This window comes from Nesterenkonia sp. YGD6 (assembly GCF_022565895.1).
Lineage (GTDB): Bacteria > Actinomycetota > Actinomycetes > Actinomycetales > Micrococcaceae > Nesterenkonia.
On record NZ_JAJOYY010000001.1, the window covers coordinates 534551 to 549600 of the forward strand.

Annotated in this window: 16 protein-coding genes; 4 read left to right on the forward strand and 12 right to left on the reverse strand. The window is 68.6% G+C overall.

The window, feature by feature from the left end; translation table 11 throughout:
* Window positions 1–232: 232 nt before the first annotated feature.
* The 9 genes from LTI14_RS02380 to LTI14_RS02420 form a co-directional block, all read right to left on the reverse strand.
* Window positions 233–1138 (reverse strand): ABC transporter substrate-binding protein, encoded by a 906-nt coding sequence (locus LTI14_RS02380; RefSeq protein ID WP_241475708.1) that lies wholly within the window; start codon window positions 1136–1138, stop codon window positions 233–235.
* A 94-nt stretch (window positions 1139–1232) separates the two neighbouring features.
* A complete protein-coding gene (locus LTI14_RS02385; RefSeq protein WP_241475709.1) occupies window positions 1233–2012 on the reverse strand; it encodes an ABC transporter permease in 780 nt (259 codons plus the stop codon).
* Complete coding sequence (locus tag LTI14_RS02390) at window positions 2009–2689, reverse strand: ABC transporter permease (protein ID WP_241475710.1); 681 nt, start codon at window positions 2687–2689, stop codon at window positions 2009–2011. Before LTI14_RS02390 ends, LTI14_RS02385 begins: the two co-directional genes overlap by 4 nt.
* On the reverse strand, window positions 2686–3615 hold the full coding sequence (locus LTI14_RS02395) for an ABC transporter ATP-binding protein (RefSeq protein ID WP_241475711.1): 930 nt from the start codon (window positions 3613–3615) through the stop codon (window positions 2686–2688). Before LTI14_RS02395 ends, LTI14_RS02390 begins: the two co-directional genes overlap by 4 nt.
* Window positions 3612–4517, reverse strand: coding sequence for a DNA-methyltransferase (locus tag LTI14_RS02400; protein ID WP_241475712.1), 906 nt, complete (start codon window positions 4515–4517; stop codon window positions 3612–3614). The genes LTI14_RS02395 and LTI14_RS02400 overlap by 4 nt, the downstream gene beginning before the upstream one ends.
* Window positions 4518–4528: 11 nt before the next feature.
* Window positions 4529–6310, reverse strand: a complete 1782-nt coding sequence (locus LTI14_RS02405) for a DEAD/DEAH box helicase (RefSeq protein ID WP_241475713.1) — start codon at window positions 6308–6310, stop codon at window positions 4529–4531.
* An 11-nt stretch (window positions 6311–6321) separates the two neighbouring features.
* Window positions 6322–6555 (reverse strand): DUF3107 domain-containing protein, encoded by a 234-nt coding sequence (locus LTI14_RS02410; protein ID WP_241463845.1) that lies wholly within the window; start codon window positions 6553–6555, stop codon window positions 6322–6324.
* A 107-nt stretch (window positions 6556–6662) separates the two neighbouring features.
* Window positions 6663–7313, reverse strand: a complete 651-nt coding sequence (locus tag LTI14_RS02415) for a TetR/AcrR family transcriptional regulator (protein ID WP_241470172.1) — start codon at window positions 7311–7313, stop codon at window positions 6663–6665.
* Between the two features lie 13 nt (window positions 7314–7326).
* Complete coding sequence (locus tag LTI14_RS02420) at window positions 7327–8175, reverse strand: PHP domain-containing protein (protein ID WP_241463834.1); 849 nt, start codon at window positions 8173–8175, stop codon at window positions 7327–7329.
* An 83-nt stretch (window positions 8176–8258) separates the two neighbouring features.
* On the opposite strand from LTI14_RS02420, the gene LTI14_RS02425 reads away from it, so the two are divergent.
* Both LTI14_RS02425 and LTI14_RS02430 read left to right on the forward strand, forming a co-directional pair.
* Entirely contained in the window at window positions 8259–9851 is a 1593-nt protein-coding gene (locus tag LTI14_RS02425) for an aminopeptidase P family protein (protein WP_241475714.1), read from the forward strand.
* 160 nt (window positions 9852–10011) lie between these two features.
* Window positions 10012–10287: a GlsB/YeaQ/YmgE family stress response membrane protein gene (locus LTI14_RS02430; RefSeq protein WP_241463831.1), complete on the forward strand. Its 276-nt coding sequence runs from the start codon at window positions 10012–10014 to the stop codon at window positions 10285–10287.
* Window positions 10288–10449: 162 nt separating this feature from the next.
* Here LTI14_RS02430 and LTI14_RS02435 read toward each other — a convergent pair whose 3' ends face one another.
* Complete coding sequence (locus LTI14_RS02435) at window positions 10450–11388, reverse strand: general stress protein (RefSeq protein ID WP_241475715.1); 939 nt, start codon at window positions 11386–11388, stop codon at window positions 10450–10452.
* An 87-nt stretch (window positions 11389–11475) separates the two neighbouring features.
* On the opposite strand from LTI14_RS02435, the gene LTI14_RS02440 reads away from it, so the two are divergent.
* Complete coding sequence (locus tag LTI14_RS02440) at window positions 11476–12606, forward strand: Mrp/NBP35 family ATP-binding protein (protein WP_241475716.1); 1131 nt, start codon at window positions 11476–11478, stop codon at window positions 12604–12606.
* A 91-nt stretch (window positions 12607–12697) separates the two neighbouring features.
* Here the strand turns inward: LTI14_RS02440 and LTI14_RS02445 are convergent, their stop codons facing one another.
* Together LTI14_RS02445 and LTI14_RS02450 are read right to left on the reverse strand one after the other, a co-directional pair.
* Window positions 12698–13291 (reverse strand): twin-arginine translocase TatA/TatE family subunit, encoded by a 594-nt coding sequence (locus LTI14_RS02445; protein ID WP_241463825.1) that lies wholly within the window; start codon window positions 13289–13291, stop codon window positions 12698–12700.
* 26 nt (window positions 13292–13317) lie between these two features.
* Window positions 13318–14211 (reverse strand): hypothetical protein, encoded by an 894-nt coding sequence (locus tag LTI14_RS02450; protein WP_241463823.1) that lies wholly within the window; start codon window positions 14209–14211, stop codon window positions 13318–13320.
* Window positions 14212–14367: 156 nt separating this feature from the next.
* Between LTI14_RS02450 and LTI14_RS02455 the strand changes: the two genes are divergently transcribed.
* Complete coding sequence (locus LTI14_RS02455) at window positions 14368–15018, forward strand: O-methyltransferase (protein WP_241463821.1); 651 nt, start codon at window positions 14368–14370, stop codon at window positions 15016–15018.
* Window positions 15019–15050: the final 32 nt, after the last annotated feature.

Here is a 15050-nt window from a genome sequence, read left to right on the forward strand (position 1 = left end):
ACTGCGGGCAGAACAGCTCGTCCACGCCGCGGAGGTCGACCCGGTCGCGGCGCTCCAGTCTGCAGACGGACTTGACGTGGAAGTGTTCTCACTCCGTGCAGCAGGTCGCATGCGCGTGGTGGTCGCGAGAAGAGATCGTAGACCTGAGGGTCTGTCGCAGGGCTTCAGCCCCACGGTTCGCCACAGGTCTACGATCTCTTCACCCCAGGGAGGGGCTTCCCGATGGTTCAGATCAGTCGAGGCCCTGTTCACTGAGCCAGTCGGCGGCGACGTCGGCGGGATCGGCCTGGTCATCGACGCTCTGGCTGTTCAGTGAGATCAGCTCCTCGCTGGTCAGCGCGGCGTTGACCTCGTCGAGCACCGCGGCGGCAGCCTCGTCGACCCGGTCGGAGACCACCGGGATCACGTTCTGCGGCAGCACCAGCTCCTCGGGGTCCTCGAGCACCACGAGGTTCTCCGACTCGATGATCGGATCGGCGCTGTAGATGTCGGCGACCTCCACGTCCCCGCTCAGCAGCGCGTCCACGGTCAGCGGCCCGCCGGAGTCCTGGACCGTGACCACGCTGATCTCCACGCCGTAGACGTCCTGGAGCCCCTCGGGTCCGTAGGGCCTGGTCTCGAACTCGGAGTTCGCCGCGATGCGCAGATCCTCGATCCCGGCCAGGTCGGACACCTCGGTGAGGTCATTCTCCTGCGCGAACTCGGAGGTGACCACGAAGCTGTCCTGGTCGGTGGCCTCGGCCGGCTCGAGCACGCGCAGACCTTCGGGCAGCGCCTCCCCGAGCGCGGCGGTGATCTCCTCGAGGGTCGCCGCTTCGGCTGCCTCGTCGTAGTACTGCAGGAAGTTGCCCGCATACTCGGGGAAGACGTCGATGGCGCCGGATTCGATCTCCGAGACATAGACCTCCCGCTGACCGATCTCGAACTCGCGCTCGACCTCGATCCCCTCGGCTTCCAGCGCCTGCGCGTAGAGCTCGGCGATGATGGTGTTGGAGTAGTACTGCTGGGATCCGATCACCAGGGCCTCGCCCTGTTCGGCCTCGCCCTCACCATCCTCGGCGAGCGGGTCTCCGCCGCCGCAGCCGGTCAGCGCCAGAGCGGCGATCGTTCCTGTGACCCAAAATCCGGTGGTCCTCATCTGTCGTCCTCTTTCTCTCGGCAGCTCCCACTTCAGCGGCAACTTGTCCTAGGAGAAATCTTCGCAGAAACACCAGCTCACCGGCAGAGGGTGCTCAGTGCGCAGTCACATTCGCGCGATTCTGGTGCGGTGCTTCAGGGTTCGAGGCCTCCGGGCGCCCGTTTGCGCGCCGACTCCGGGGGTCTCGGCGGGAGCCGGAGACGCGCTGCGGTCCGGCGAGCCCCGGGACCCGGCGGAGCAGCCGCTGGGTGACACCGAAGGCCGCGTCCACCAGGATGGCGAGCAGGATCACCACCAGGGAGGCGCCGAGCATCACGGAGTAGTCGTAGGTCTGCAGCCCCAGGAACAGCTGACGTCCGAGCCCGCCGGCCCCGACATAGGCCGCGAGCGTCGCGGTGGCGATGATCTGCAGCGCGGCGAGTCGCAGCCCGCTCAGGATCAGCGGCAGGCCCAGCGGGATCTCCACCCGGGTGAGGATCTGCCAGCCGCTCATCCCCTGGGCGCGCGCGGCGTCCACCGTGGCCTGGTTCACCGATTCCACCCCGGCGTAGGCGCCGGCCAGCACCGAGGGCGCGGCGAGGATCACCAGCGCCACCATGGGGGCGGTCAGCCCGATCCCGGTGAACAGCGCCACCAGGGTGAGCAGCCCCAGCGTGGGCAGCGCGCGGGCGGCCCCGGTGGCCACGATCGCGAGTCCGCGACCCTTGCGGGTGTGTCCGATCGCCAGGCCCAGCGGCAGCGCGATCACCGCGGAGATTCCCAGCGCAAGCAGGGTGTAGCCGAGGTGCTCGAGGGAACGCGCCCAGAGCCCGCCGGGCCCGGCCCAGGCCTCGGCGGTGAACAGCCAGTCCAGGGCTTCGAGGATGTTGGTCATGCGGAGACCTCCCGAGTCCGGGCCGGCAGCGGACGACGACGGCGGCTCGGCTGCTGCCACGGCATCAGCATCCGCCCGGCCAGAACCAGCAGCAGGTCGCAGATCAGCGCGAGCACCACGGTCATCAGGATCCCGGCCACGATCGAACCGATGATGTTGCGGGCGAATCCGTCGGTGAACAGCGAGCCCAGCGAGCTGACCCCGAGCACGGCGCTGACCGAGACCAGGCTGATCGAGCTCACGCAGACCACACGCACCCCGGCGAGCAGGGCGGGGCCGGCGAGCGGGAGCTCCACGGTGAAGAATCGTCCGACTCCGGAGAACCCGATGGCGGTGGCGGAGGTGCGCACGTCGTCGGTGACCGCGTCCAGCGCCTCCGCGGCGGAGCGCACCATCAGGGCCAGTCCGAAGAGGGACAGGGCGATGACCACGTTGAGCGGGTCACGCACCGAGGTGCCGATCAGCGCGGGCAGCAGGATGAACAAGGGCAGCGAGGGCACCGCGTAGAGCAGTCCGGTGCCGGTGAGCACCGGCTCGCGCAGCACCCGCACCCGGTTCGCACCCCAGGCCAGCGGGATCGAGAGCACGAAGGCGATGATCACGGCGGGCAGGCTCAGCGCCAGATGCGCCAGCGTGAGCTCCCCGATGCGGGGGAGGTTGTCCAGGACCCAGGTCATGGGTGCTGGACGGGATCGGCTCGGACACCCTCGGGCTGGGCGCCGCCGGGCTGGCCGCCCCCGGGCTGGGTGCCGCCGGACTGGCCGCCCCCGGGCTGAACACCATCCGGCTGGGAGTCCACCACACCCAGGGGTCGGCCCTGGGCGTCGGAGATGAGCCAGCCGCCGTCGTCGGCCGTGGCGGCGGTCAGCGATCGCCGGCCCGAGTCCAGGCCCAGGAAGCGCGAGACGAAATCGTCCTGCTGGTTCTGCACCAGCTCCGCTGGGGTGCCTGCGGCGGCGACCTCGCCGCCGGCCTTGAGCACCACGATCTGGTCACCGAGGGTCAGCGCCTCGTCGATGTCGTGGGTGACGAAGATGATGGTCTTCTTCAGGTCCGCCTGGACCCGGGAGAGCTCGCGCTGCAGCTCGACGCGCACCAGCGGGTCCACGGCGCCGAAGGGCTCGTCCATGAGCAGGATGTTGGGGTCGGCGGCGAGTCCGCGGGCCACCCCGACGCGCTGCTGCTGGCCGCCTGAGAGCTGGCCGGGGTAGCGGGTGCCCAGGGAGGCGTCGAGACCGACGATCTCCATCAGCTCGTAGCCGCGTGCCCGAGAATCGGCCCGGGAGGCGCCGTTGAGCCGCGGCACGGTGGCGATGTTGTCGATGACCCGGCGGTGCGGCAGCAGCCCGGAATGCTGCATCACGTAGCCGATGCGGCGACGCAGGGCGACCGGCTCGGCGTCGGCCACATCTTCATCGTCGATGAGCACGGCCCCGGAGCTGGGGTCCACCATCCGGTTGACCATGCGCAGCAGCGTGGTCTTCCCGCAGCCGGAGGAGCCCAGCAGCACGGTGGTGGTGTGCGAGGGCACGATGAGGCTGAAGTCCTGGACCGCGGGGGTCCCGTCCGGGTAAGTCTTGGTGACCTGCCGAAATTCGATCATGACGCCTCCATCAATGCCTGTCGGTGGACCTGCGCATGCTCACCCAGACGATCCTCCATCACATCCAGGGCCTGCGGGGAGGAGTCGATGCAGATGAAGCGGCGCCCGGTCTCCACGGCCACCGCACCCAGGGTTCCGGAGCCGGCGAAGAAGTCGAGCACCCAGTCCCCCGGGTTCGAGGAGGCCTGGACCATCCGGCGGATGAGTCCGACGGGCTTCTGCGTGGGATACCCGGTCTTCTCCCTCCCGGTGGGCGAGACGATGGTGTGCCACCAGACGTCGGTGGGCAGCTTGCCCAGCGCGACCTTCTCCGCTGTGACCAGCCCGGGGGCCATATAGGGCTCGCGGTCCACGGCCTCGGCGTTGAAGATGTAGCCCGAGGGGTTCTTCACGTAGACCAGGATGGTGTCGTGCTTGGTGGGCCAGCGCTTCTTGGTCCGCCCACCGTAGTCATAGGCCCAGATGATCTCGTTGAGGAAGGACTCCCGCCCGAAGATCGCATCGCAGAGGACCTTCGCGTAGTGGACCTCGCGGTAGTCCAGGTGCAGGTAGAGCGTGCCCTCATCGGCGAGCAGCCGCCAGGCGTGGAGCAGCCGGGGCTCGAGGAACTCCCAGTAGTCGGTGAAGGAGTCGTCGTACTCGGCCAGCGCGCGGCGGACCGTGTCATAGCTGCGCCCGGCGAAGCCCACCCGGTTGCCCTCGCCGTCGGGGCGCCGGGTGTTGGTGGTCTTGGTGGCCCGCTGGGCCCGCCCCGTGTTGAAGGGCGGGTCCAGGTAGATCACCGTGAAGGCACCGTCAGGCAGGTCCGGCAGGAGCTCGAGGTTCTCGCCCTCGAGCACCTGGGATCCACCGCTGGGGTCGAAGCTGCCGCTGCTCGCCGCAGCCTTCTCCCCGGTACTCACATCGGGGCCGTTCAGCTCTCGCTGGAGGTGGTGTCGCCGCCTGAGCCGGAGCCACCACGACGACGCCGCCGACGCCTTGGCTGCGTGGCCGAGTCTGAGCCCTCAGCCGACGCCGCGGACTCAGCTGGCTGACCCTGCTGGGTCTGCGCGGCTGAGCCGGAGTCCTCGCCGCCGCGGGTGCGGCGACGGTTGCGGCTGCGCGGGGCAGCTGCGCCCTCGGCGGCCGGAGCGGAGTCCGTGGAGGAGCCCCGGTTCGAATCTTCCGTGCGGCTGCCGCCGCGGCCGGAGTCCCGGCCGCCGGAGCGTCCGCCGCGTGAAGAGTCGCGGTCACCGGAACGACCGCCGCGACCGCCGTCACGGTCACCGGAACGACCGCCGCGACCGGCATCGCGGTCACCGCGTCCGCCGCTGGACCTGCGCTTCTCGGGGCCGCCGAGGTCTTCGAGCTCCTCGGCGTCCAGGCCGGCCTTGGAGCGCTTATGCCGCGGCAGGCGCCCCTTGGTGCCCTTGGGGATGTCGAGGTCCTCGTAGAGGTGCGGCGAGGAGGAGTAGGTCTCGATGGGTTCCGGGATGCCCAGGCCGAGGGCCTTGTCGATGAGCTTCCACTTGGGCATGTCCTCCCAGTCCACGAAGGTCACGGCGATGCCGGTCTTGCCGGCGCGGCCGGTGCGGCCCACGCGGTGCAGGTAGGCCTTCTCGTCATCGGGGGCGGTGAGGTTGATGACGTGGGTGATGTCGGTGACGTCGATGCCGCGGGCGGCGACGTCGGTGGCGACCAGCACGTCGATCTTCTCGTTGCGGAAGGCGCGCAGGGCCTGCTCGCGGGCGCCCTGGCCGAGGTCGCCGTGGATGGCGCCGGCGGCAAAGCCGCGGGACTGCAGCTCCGCGGAGAGCCGGTCGGCCTGGCGCTTGGTCCGGGTGAAGACGATGGTGCGGCCGCGGCCCTCAGCCTGGAGCAGACGGGCGATGACCTCGTCCTTGTCCAGGTGGTGCGCGCGGTAGACCAGCTGCCGGATGTCCTTCTTGGTGATGCCCTCATCCAGCGGATCTGCGGCCGAGATGTGGGTGGGCTTGGTCATGTAGCGGCGGGCCATGGCGACCACGGGGCCGGGCATGGTCGCGGAGAAGAGCATGGTCTGGCGACCGATCTCCGGGACGGCCGAGAGCAGGGTCTCCACGTCGGGGAGGAAGCCGAGGTCCAGCATCTCGTCGGCCTCGTCGAGGACCACGATGTTGACGTTCTTCAGCTTCAGGTGGCGCTGCCGGTGCAGGTCGATCAGTCGGCCGGGGGTGCCGACGACGATCTCGACCCCGCGATCCAGCTCTTCGATCTGCGGCTCGTAGGCGCGGCCGCCGTAGATGGTGGCCACGCGGATGCCGCGGCGGGCGGCGGCGACCTTGATGTCGGAGGCCACCTGCACGGCGAGCTCGCGCGTCGGGGCCACGATCAGCGCCTGGGGCGCTCCGGGGGCCGGAAGGTCGTCATAGCCGGCGTCGTCGGGGCTGGTCACGCGCTGGATGGCGGGGATGCCGAAGCCCAGCGTCTTGCCGGTTCCGGTCTTGGCCTGACCGATGATGTCATAGCCGCCCAGCGCGATCGGCAGGGTCTCCGCCTGGATCGGGAACGGGGTGGTGATCCCCTTGGCGGCGAGGGCCTCGACGATCTCGGGGCGCACATTGAAGTCTGCGAAGGTGAGGCTGGAGGCTTCGACGGCCTCGACGAGCTCGGGGTCAACGGCGGAGATGGTGGCGTCAATCTCGGCGGCTGAGGACTCGGTGGTCTGTTCAGTCATGGGTACTTTCATTAGGCGACTGCGGCTGCGAAGCCCACGGTCTGTTTGGTGTCGGAGCCGATCTCCACATAGCCGATGGACGCGACGGGCACGACGATCTTCTTGCCGCGGCGGTCCTCCAGGCTGAGCAGCGGCTGCGCGCCTTCGATGGCGGCGGCCACGGCCTGCTCGATCTCTTCGGGCTTGGCGTCGGTCTCGATGACGATCTCGCGAGAGACGTGCTGAATGCCGATACGTACTTCCATGCCAACTCCTTGAATCTATGGGCTGCGCCCACTTCGAAGAGTTCCGCAGGTGCCCGTATGCGGGCGCGTGCAGAGAAGCGGGCGGGTTTACCTGCCCCCGAGTCTACCTACCTTGTGCTTTCTGTGCTTTCAGACTCTTTCGGGAAGCCGGAGATTCCGCGCCAAGCCAAACGCGCGGTCAGCTCGGCCGAGACCTCGCGGTCCGGGCGCTCGGAGAGTCGGCTCCAGTGCCGGGCCGCGGAGAGGGCCATGCCGATCAGACCGTGACCGAGCATCGTGGCCTCGGCCATCGGCTGGCCTGTGTCATCGGCGATGACCTCGGCGATCGCGCCGGCCATGCCGTCGTGGAAGCGCTCGAGCCGGTCCTCGACCTCTTCGTCGTTGTCCATCCCCGAGGTGAAGACCAGCCGGTAGGCCTCGTCCTTGCGGGAGATGAACTCGTAGAAGGCCCCCATCGTGGCCTGCACCCGGTCCTTGTTGTTCTCAGCCGTCGACAGCGCCTGGGTGAGCTCATGCTCCAGGGCGCCCAGGTGGGTGTCCAGCAGCCCGAGGAACAGCTCGTGCTTGCCGGGGAAGTGCTGATAGAGCACCGGCTTGGAGACCTGGGCGCTCTCGGCGATGTCATCCATCGAAGCCCCGTGATATCCCTTGGCCACGAAGACCTGCAGCGCGCACTCCAGCAGCTGGGTGCGGCGCTGCTCCCGGGGCAGTCGCTTGGCCCGCACGATGCCGGCGGGGTCTCTGATGCTCTGGCTCATGGGGACAGTCTATTCAGGGGCGGATCGGCGCGATCCCGGTCGCGATCTCGCACAGCGCCTCGACCGTCCCCCAGGGGGTGGTGTTCTCCCCGATCAGATTGGCCTTGCCGGTGCCGTGATAGTCCGAGGAACCGGTGACGAGCAGGTCATGGCGCGCGGCCAGCTCGCGGAGCACCTCGCGGCCCGACTCGGCGTTGTCCCGGTGATAGACCTCCACACCGGCGAGGCCTGCGGCCACCATCTCCTCGAGCTGCTCGGCGCTGACCGTGCGGCCGCGCGCCGAGGCCATGCCGTGGGCCAGGACCGGGACTCCCCCGGCCGCGCGCACCAGTCGGATCGCGGTCACCGGGTGCATGTTCTCCTGGCTGACGTAATAGGGGGACGCTGAGTGCAGCAGGTGATCGAAGGCCTCCTGCCGATCGGCCACGGCGCCGATCCCGACCAGGGCGTCGGCCAGGTGCGGCCGCCCGACGGTGGCGCCGGCGCTGACATGCTGCTCCACCGTCTCCCAGGTCAGCGGGAAATCCACCGAAAGCCGGTCGGCGATCCGTCGAGCACGGTGCAGCCGGCCATCGCGGGCCTTCTCCACGGCAGTGGAGAGTCCCGGGTGCAGCGGGTCGTGGAGGTAGCTGAGCAGATGGACGCTGATCCCGTTCTCGGTCAGCGTGGTGATCTCCATGCCCGGCAGCAGGGTGATCCGGTGCTCGCGCGCAGCCGCGATCGCCTCGTCCCAGCCGGAGGTGGTGTCGTGATCGGTCAGCGCGAGCCCCTGCAGTCCGGCGGCCGCCGCTGCGGCGATCACCGCGGCAGGAGATTCGGTGCCGTCGGAGACATGTGAATGGGTGTGCAGGTCCACGCTCATGCGCTCCAGCCTACCGGCCAGCACCCGTGACGCCGGGCTCGGCGGGCCCACCCGAGAAGGGGTGCCCACCTAGACTGGATCTCATGACCAGTTCAGAGAATCACGAAGAGTTCGACGTCGTCTCCCCCGCCTCCGCCGCGGGCTTCACCCCCGGGCAGGCGCAGGATCTCGGAGACCGGGTGAACAACCGCTCACAGCGGCCCACCTCCGAGGCTTTCAAGGATTTCATGGCCTCCAGCTGGGCGCCGGCCGAGCCGGTGCAGCACGAGCGTGATGAGGTCGCCACCCACGCCGCCGCACGGCGCAGCGCGGTCTCCGCACAGTTCCCGAATGAGCGCCTCGTGATCCCCGCGGGCCCACACAAGGTGCGCTCCAATGACACCGACTACCGGTTCCGACCACATTCGGCCTTCGCCCACCTCTCGGGCCTCGGCGTGGACCACGAACCAGGTGCGGTGCTGGTCTTTGAACCTGTGGACGAGGGCACCGGCGATCACGGCTCCCGCCATGAGGTGACGCTCTACTTCAAGCCGATGGCCGGTCGAGACACCCAGGAGTTCTACGCCGACGCACGGCACGGCGAGTTCTGGATCGGTCCCCGGCCCGGATTGGAGGAGTTCTCCCAGCGGCTCGGGCTGCGCACCGCCGACTCCGGCGCCCTGGAGGTGGCCGTGACCAAGGACGCCGGGCCGGTGGAGTTCGGCGGCACCAGGATCAGGCTTCTGCGGGAGGTCGATCTGGACGTGGACGCCCTGGTGGACACCTCACGGATCAACACCACCGTGGACCTGGAGACCTCTGACGCCTACGACGGCGAGCTCGCCGAGGCGCTCTCCGAGCTGCGACTGGTCAAGGACGCCTGGGAGATCGCGCAGGTGCGGGTCTCGGTGGAGGCCACGATCGCTGGCTTCCACGACGTCGTCGCCGCCCTGCCTCGTGCGGCCGACCATGCGCGCGGTGAGCGGATCGTGGAGGGAGCGTTCTTCGCCCGCGCTCGCCTGGAGGGCAACGATCTCGGTTACGACACGATCGCTGCCGCCGGAAACAACGCCACCGTGCTGCACTGGATCCGCAACCATGGTGCGGTGCGCCGTGGGGACCTGCTGCTGCTCGATGCCGGGGTGGAAGCGGACTCGCTCTACACCGCTGACATCACCCGCACGCTTCCGGTCACCGGTGAGTTCTCACCCACCCAGCGGAAGATCTATGACGCGGTCCTCGCCGCTGCCGATGCCGCCTTCGCGGTGGTCCGCCCCGGGATCAGGTTCCGTGACATCCACACCGCGGCGGTGCGCGTCCTCGCCGAACACCTCGACGACTGGGGGCTGCTGCCGGTCAGCCTGGAGGAGGCCCTGGACGAGTCGGGTCAGCATCACCGCAGGTGGATGCCGCACGGCACCAGCCACCACCTCGGCCTGGACGTCCATGACTGCGCGCAGGCCAAGCGTGAGCTCTACCTCGACGGAGTGCTGGAACCAGGAATGGTCTTCACCATCGAGCCCGGGCTCTACTTCAAGAATGAGGATCTGGCCGCGCCTGCGGAGTTCCGTGGAATCGGAATTCGGATCGAAGATGATGTGCTGGTCACCGAGGACGGCGCGGAGAGTCTCTCGGCATCACTGCCGCGCACGGCGCAGGAGATTGAAAGCTGGATGCAGGGCATCTGGAATTCGTGAAGACCGCGTTCCTGACGCATGAATAACTGTGATACAGAGGCTATAGAACTGTGATGTAGACGATCTCTGTCAGGCACAAATGAACGCAGAGTCCTGCGTTCCAGGGTTTACTCTGGAATGAGTCGAACCTGACAGGTTCAGAATCCATAGGAGGAACATCATGGGAATTATTGCTTGGCTCGTACTGGGCCTCATCGCCGGCGCCATCGCTCGGGCCATCCTGCCCGGCAGCCAGCCCGGTGGCTGGATCGCCGCACTCATCACGGGTGTGCTCGGCGCAATGCTCGGTGGCTTCATCGCCTCCGCCGTCTTCGACGTGAACGTCAATGACTCGTTCTTCGATCTGCCCACATGGCTCTTCGCCATCGGTGGCGGCATCCTCGTCGCCTTCATCTGGCAGGCCATCACCGGTCGCCGCGGTCGCAAGACCGTCTGAACCACTTCAGCGCGGGACGCGGTTCTTGACTGAACCGACACCGCACTGTCTTGGAGGCAGCTACAGAAGCGCCCCGCACGTCCGAGCTCCACTGTGAGCGTCGGATGGACGGGGCGCTTCTGTGTGTCCCGGAGAGTTCCTGGGCGGGCTGAGGCACTGAGCTCAGCTGCGCGGCGAGTCCTCCGGGCGGGTCCGGGGCGTGTCTGTCCCAGCTTGTTCAGGTGTGTGGGGCGGCACGGGGGCATCAGTCTTCTCCGCGGAGTCTGCTGACTGCGGCTCAGCTGAGCCCGTGGGCTCCTCGGCAGGTTCTTCGGTCGCGGGCATGCGCACGCCGTAGCGGGGGCGGCCATCGGGAAGGTCGTTGTACCCGGCGACCGGCTGCTGGGGAGCCGATTCGGCCGTCGTCGTCGCCTGGCCTGGAGCCTCCTGGCCTGGACCCGGTGCGTTCTGCCCTGGCGCGGGCTCTCCGGGCACCTGCCGCGCTGATCCCTGCTGCGCGAAGGCCTGCTGCGCCGGCGCCGACACCGGCCGGGCCGACGTGGAGGCCGACGGAGCAGGAGCCAGCCGCGCTGAGGACTGTGAGGTCGGATCGTTGTAGGCGTTGAGGCTCATCACCCCGGCTCCGGGGACCAGCTGCCGGGCCCGGTGGGCGGCAGAGAACTCGCAGACCACGTCGAAGGTGGTCGCCACCAGCTGGGAGGAGGAGGCATACTCGCGCTTGCCCTTGCGCATGGCGAAGCCGATGACCCCGATGATCATCCAGATCGCCGTGCCCAGCACCACCGCGAACGCCAGGTTGTAGATGCTGGCCTCCGGGCTGAACAGGTAGATCAGGAGTCCGATGAAGGCACCGAACATCGCGCCCTGCGCGGCTCCCCCGAGCGCGACGCGCGGGTAGGTGAGCCGGGTGCGGATATGCTCCACCGAACGCAGGTCGTTGCCCACGATCGTCAGCGCCTTCACGTCGAAGTCCTCGGCAGCGGTGAGATGATCCACGACCTTCTGCGCATCCTCGTAGGAGCGGTAGCGTCCCAGCAGCTCCCCACGAGGCAGCCCCCCGTTGTTCATTCCGCCTGCATTGGTCCCAGCATTCATCGACATTCCCCCATCATCTCAGGTCGGCCCCTGCGGCGGAGCCCTGAGGAGACCGACGACGCCAGGGCCAGCCCTGGCTCGTAGACTGAGGCGGTGTCTGATCCCGCCATCACCGAACGCATCCGCCAGCGCCTCCACGAGGTCATCGATCCGGAGCTGCGCCTTCCCATCACCCAGCTGGGCATGGTGGGTGAGATCAGCGTCGACGACGCCGGCGCCGCCCAGGTGGGGGTCAAGCTGACCATCGCGGCCTGCCCGATGCGCAGCCGGATCGTCGAAGACGTCACCGCCGCCGCCGTGCGCGCCGAGGGGGTCTCCACGGCCTCGGTCCAGCTGGGCGTCATGACTCCCGAGGAGCGCGCCGCCCTGAAGGACCATCTTCGCGGCGGTGAGACCGGGAAGGTCAATCGCTTCGCGCAGCCCGAGAACCTGGCCCGGGTCTACGCCGTCGCCTCCGGCAAGGGCGGGGTGGGCAAATCCTCGGTCACGGTGAACCTGGCCTGCGCGATGGCCGCGCAGGGACTCAAGGTCGGCATCGTCGACGCGGACATCCATGGGTTCAGCGTCCCGGACCTGATGGGCATCACCGACAAGCCCACCCGGCTGGATGAGATGATCCTGCCGCCGGTGGCCCATGGGGTGAAGACCATCTCGATCGGGATGTTCGTCGAGGGCAATCAGGCGGTGGCCTGGCGCGGCCCGATGCTCCACCGGGCGGTGGAGCAGTTCCTCACCGACGTGCACTTCGGCGATCTCGACGTGCTGCTGCTGGACCTGCCCCCGGGCACCGGCGACATCGCGATCTCGGTGGCGCAGCTGCTTCCCGGCTCGGAGCTGCTGGTGGTCACCACCCCCCAGGCCGCGGCATCGAGCGTGGCCGAACGTGCCGGCGCGCTGAGCTCACAGACCAAGCAGCGGGTGGCCGGGGTGATCGAGAACATGGGGCCGATGACCCTGCCCGACGGGTCCAGCTTCGAGCTCTTCGGCTCCGGCGGAGGTCAGCTGGTGGCCGACCGGCTCAGCGAATCCTTGAAGAGCACGGTCCCGCTGCTGGGCTCGGTCCCGCTGGACATGAATCTGCGCGAGGCCGGCGACGACGGCGAGCCGGTGGTGCTCTCGGCCCCTGACTCACCGGCCGGAGCCGCACTGCGCGCGATCGCCGCCCGGCTGGCAGTGCAGCCGCGCGGGATGAGCGGCCGCAAGCTGCCCGTCAGTCCCGCCTGACGCCTCCGCACGCGTCACCTGGGCTTAGGTGTGCTTCGGCAAGGAGGGTCGGGCCGGTCGATCGGGCAGTGCCCGGTGGAACGGAGCGGCCTCAGGTGGCTTCGGTGTCGAAGGGGGCGGCGGCGTCCAGCTGGTCTTCGGAGTCGGCATTCCGCACCGGAGGCTCGACGGCGGCCCCCCGCGTGGCCACGTCTGACGAGGGCCCCAGGTCCGACGAGGGATTCTGACTCGTCGCCGCCCCGGCCATGCCGGCGGCGATGGCGCCTGAGGCTCGCTTCGCAGCCGCGGGAGGGACTCCCCCGCTCGGCGCGCTGGGCGCCGCAGGGCTGGAGCCGTTCTTGCTGCGGAAGAGCTCGCGCGGGTCGGTGGCGGCTCGAGCCGAGTCCAGGGTCCCGGCCACCGCGGAGCGGGTCTCGCGGAAGTCCTCGCCGTATTCGTTGCTCAGCGCGTCGCGAATGATGCGGCGCGGATCGTATTGCCGGGGGTCGTAGCGCTTCCAGTCGACGTCGTCGAAGTCGGTGCCGGTCTCGTCCTTGAACCGGCCCTTGGCATCTTCGGCCATGTCCCGGGCCTGACGTGCCCAGCGGGCCAGGTTTCGGGCGTACTGCGGCAGCCGCTCGGGTCCGAGGATGACGAGCGCGAGAACGATCAGGATCACGAACTCGTAGGCGTTGATACCAGGCACAGCTCAACCCTACCGTCAGCGTCGACTCAGTCGGTGAGCCAGGCGAGCAGCTCCTCGAAGCCGCGTTCAAGCCGCTCGGAGCCGGTGGGGACGATCGGCAGCACCTGCACCCGGGAGCGGTCGGTGGCCATCACCCAGTTCGAGATCTGCTCAGCGGTATCCGCAGGAAGATCAGAGGTGACCACGTACTGCACCCGTCCGCTCTCCATGGCGGCGGTCCATTCCTCCGCCTCTTCGGAGACGTACAGCTCACAGGCATCTCCGGTGCGCAGGGTGAGGGTCTCCCGCAGGGTCGCCGAGGTGTCGACGACACCATCGAGCTTCGACTCCAGGGCGGCGAGCTCCACCCCGGTCTCCTCCGGGCGGGTCTCCGAGATGTCCAGCCGGTGCTCACCGTCGGTGAGCCTCAGCTGGACCGTGCGGATGCCCTCGACCACCCCGGTCTCTGCGTACTCGGTGGACAGCCCGAAACCCGACAGATGCGGGACGGACCAGCCCAGGCTCTTGAGCGAGTTCAGGCTGTCCAGCGGGATCTGCTGGATCTGAGTGCTCTCGGGGGCACCCGGCAGTGTCGCGTCGGAGGCGTCCACGGGAATCAGATTCAGGTCGGTGCTGGTCAGCGGGACGCTCGCGGCACCGTCGCCGAGAGTCTCCTCGCCATGCTGCTGGCTGGACTGTGAGCCCTGCGGCAGCAACGACTGCACCGAATTGATCTGCGGCAGTGCGCGTCCGCCGATGACCCATGCGGTGACGAAGACTAGAACTCCGAGCAGCGCCAGCACGAACAGCGTCAGCGCCACAAGCCACCCGGCGCGCGGCCGAGTGGCTTCGTGGGCGGCCGCTCCGCGCTGCCAGCCGCGGTGTGAGCCACCGCTGCTGACTCCGCGAGCAGACGGAGTGCTGCTATCGTGCCTGGTCATCCTGACTATCATGAAGGGTAGAACTGGGCAGAAGCTGAAATTCTTCTGAACATCAATCGCCTCAGGGTGCCGAACCGCACCTCGAGATGCAGCCAACCCGCAGGTGCACGTGCACCTGAGCGCCCGGTTCATTCACTCGCACGCAGAGAAGGTCCCATGAAAGCTCAGCACCCCCAGCAGTCGGCCAAGCATTCAAGCTGGGCGTACGCGGAACAGCACGCCGAGGAGGAGCCTGCGCTGCTTCAGGCGCGACGTCGCGGCGAAAGCCTGGGCGTGCAGCCTGTCAGCCAGGGGGTGGCCTCGCTGCTGACCGTGCTCGCCGCGAGCACCAGGGCTCACGCCATGGTCGAAGTCGGCACCGGCGTCGGCGTCTCTTCACTCGCTCTGCTGCGGGGAGGAACCCCGGATGCGGTCCTGACCAGCATCGACTACGAGGCCGACCATATCCAGGCGGCCCGAGAGACCTTCCGAGACGCGCGGCTGCCCTCGGCGCGGACGCGGCTGATCACCGGAAGGGCGGAACAGGTGCTGGCACGGCTGACCACTGGCGGCTATGACCTGGTGTTCGTCGATGCGGAGGCGACGCATGCCGCGGAGTACGCCGAACAAGGAGTCAGGCTTCTGCGCCCCTCGGGTCTGCTGATCATCAACGACGCGCTGGACCATGATCGCCTGGCCCGCCCTGCGGTGCGGGATGAGTCCACGCAGCGGATGCGGGAGCTGGAGCGTCGTCTGCTCGAGGACGATCGTCTGCGCACAGCGATGCTCGGGTCCGGGACAGGACTGCTGGTGGCGGCACGGCGCTGACCAGCGGCGAGAGCGCGGGGCTCAGCTGCGGC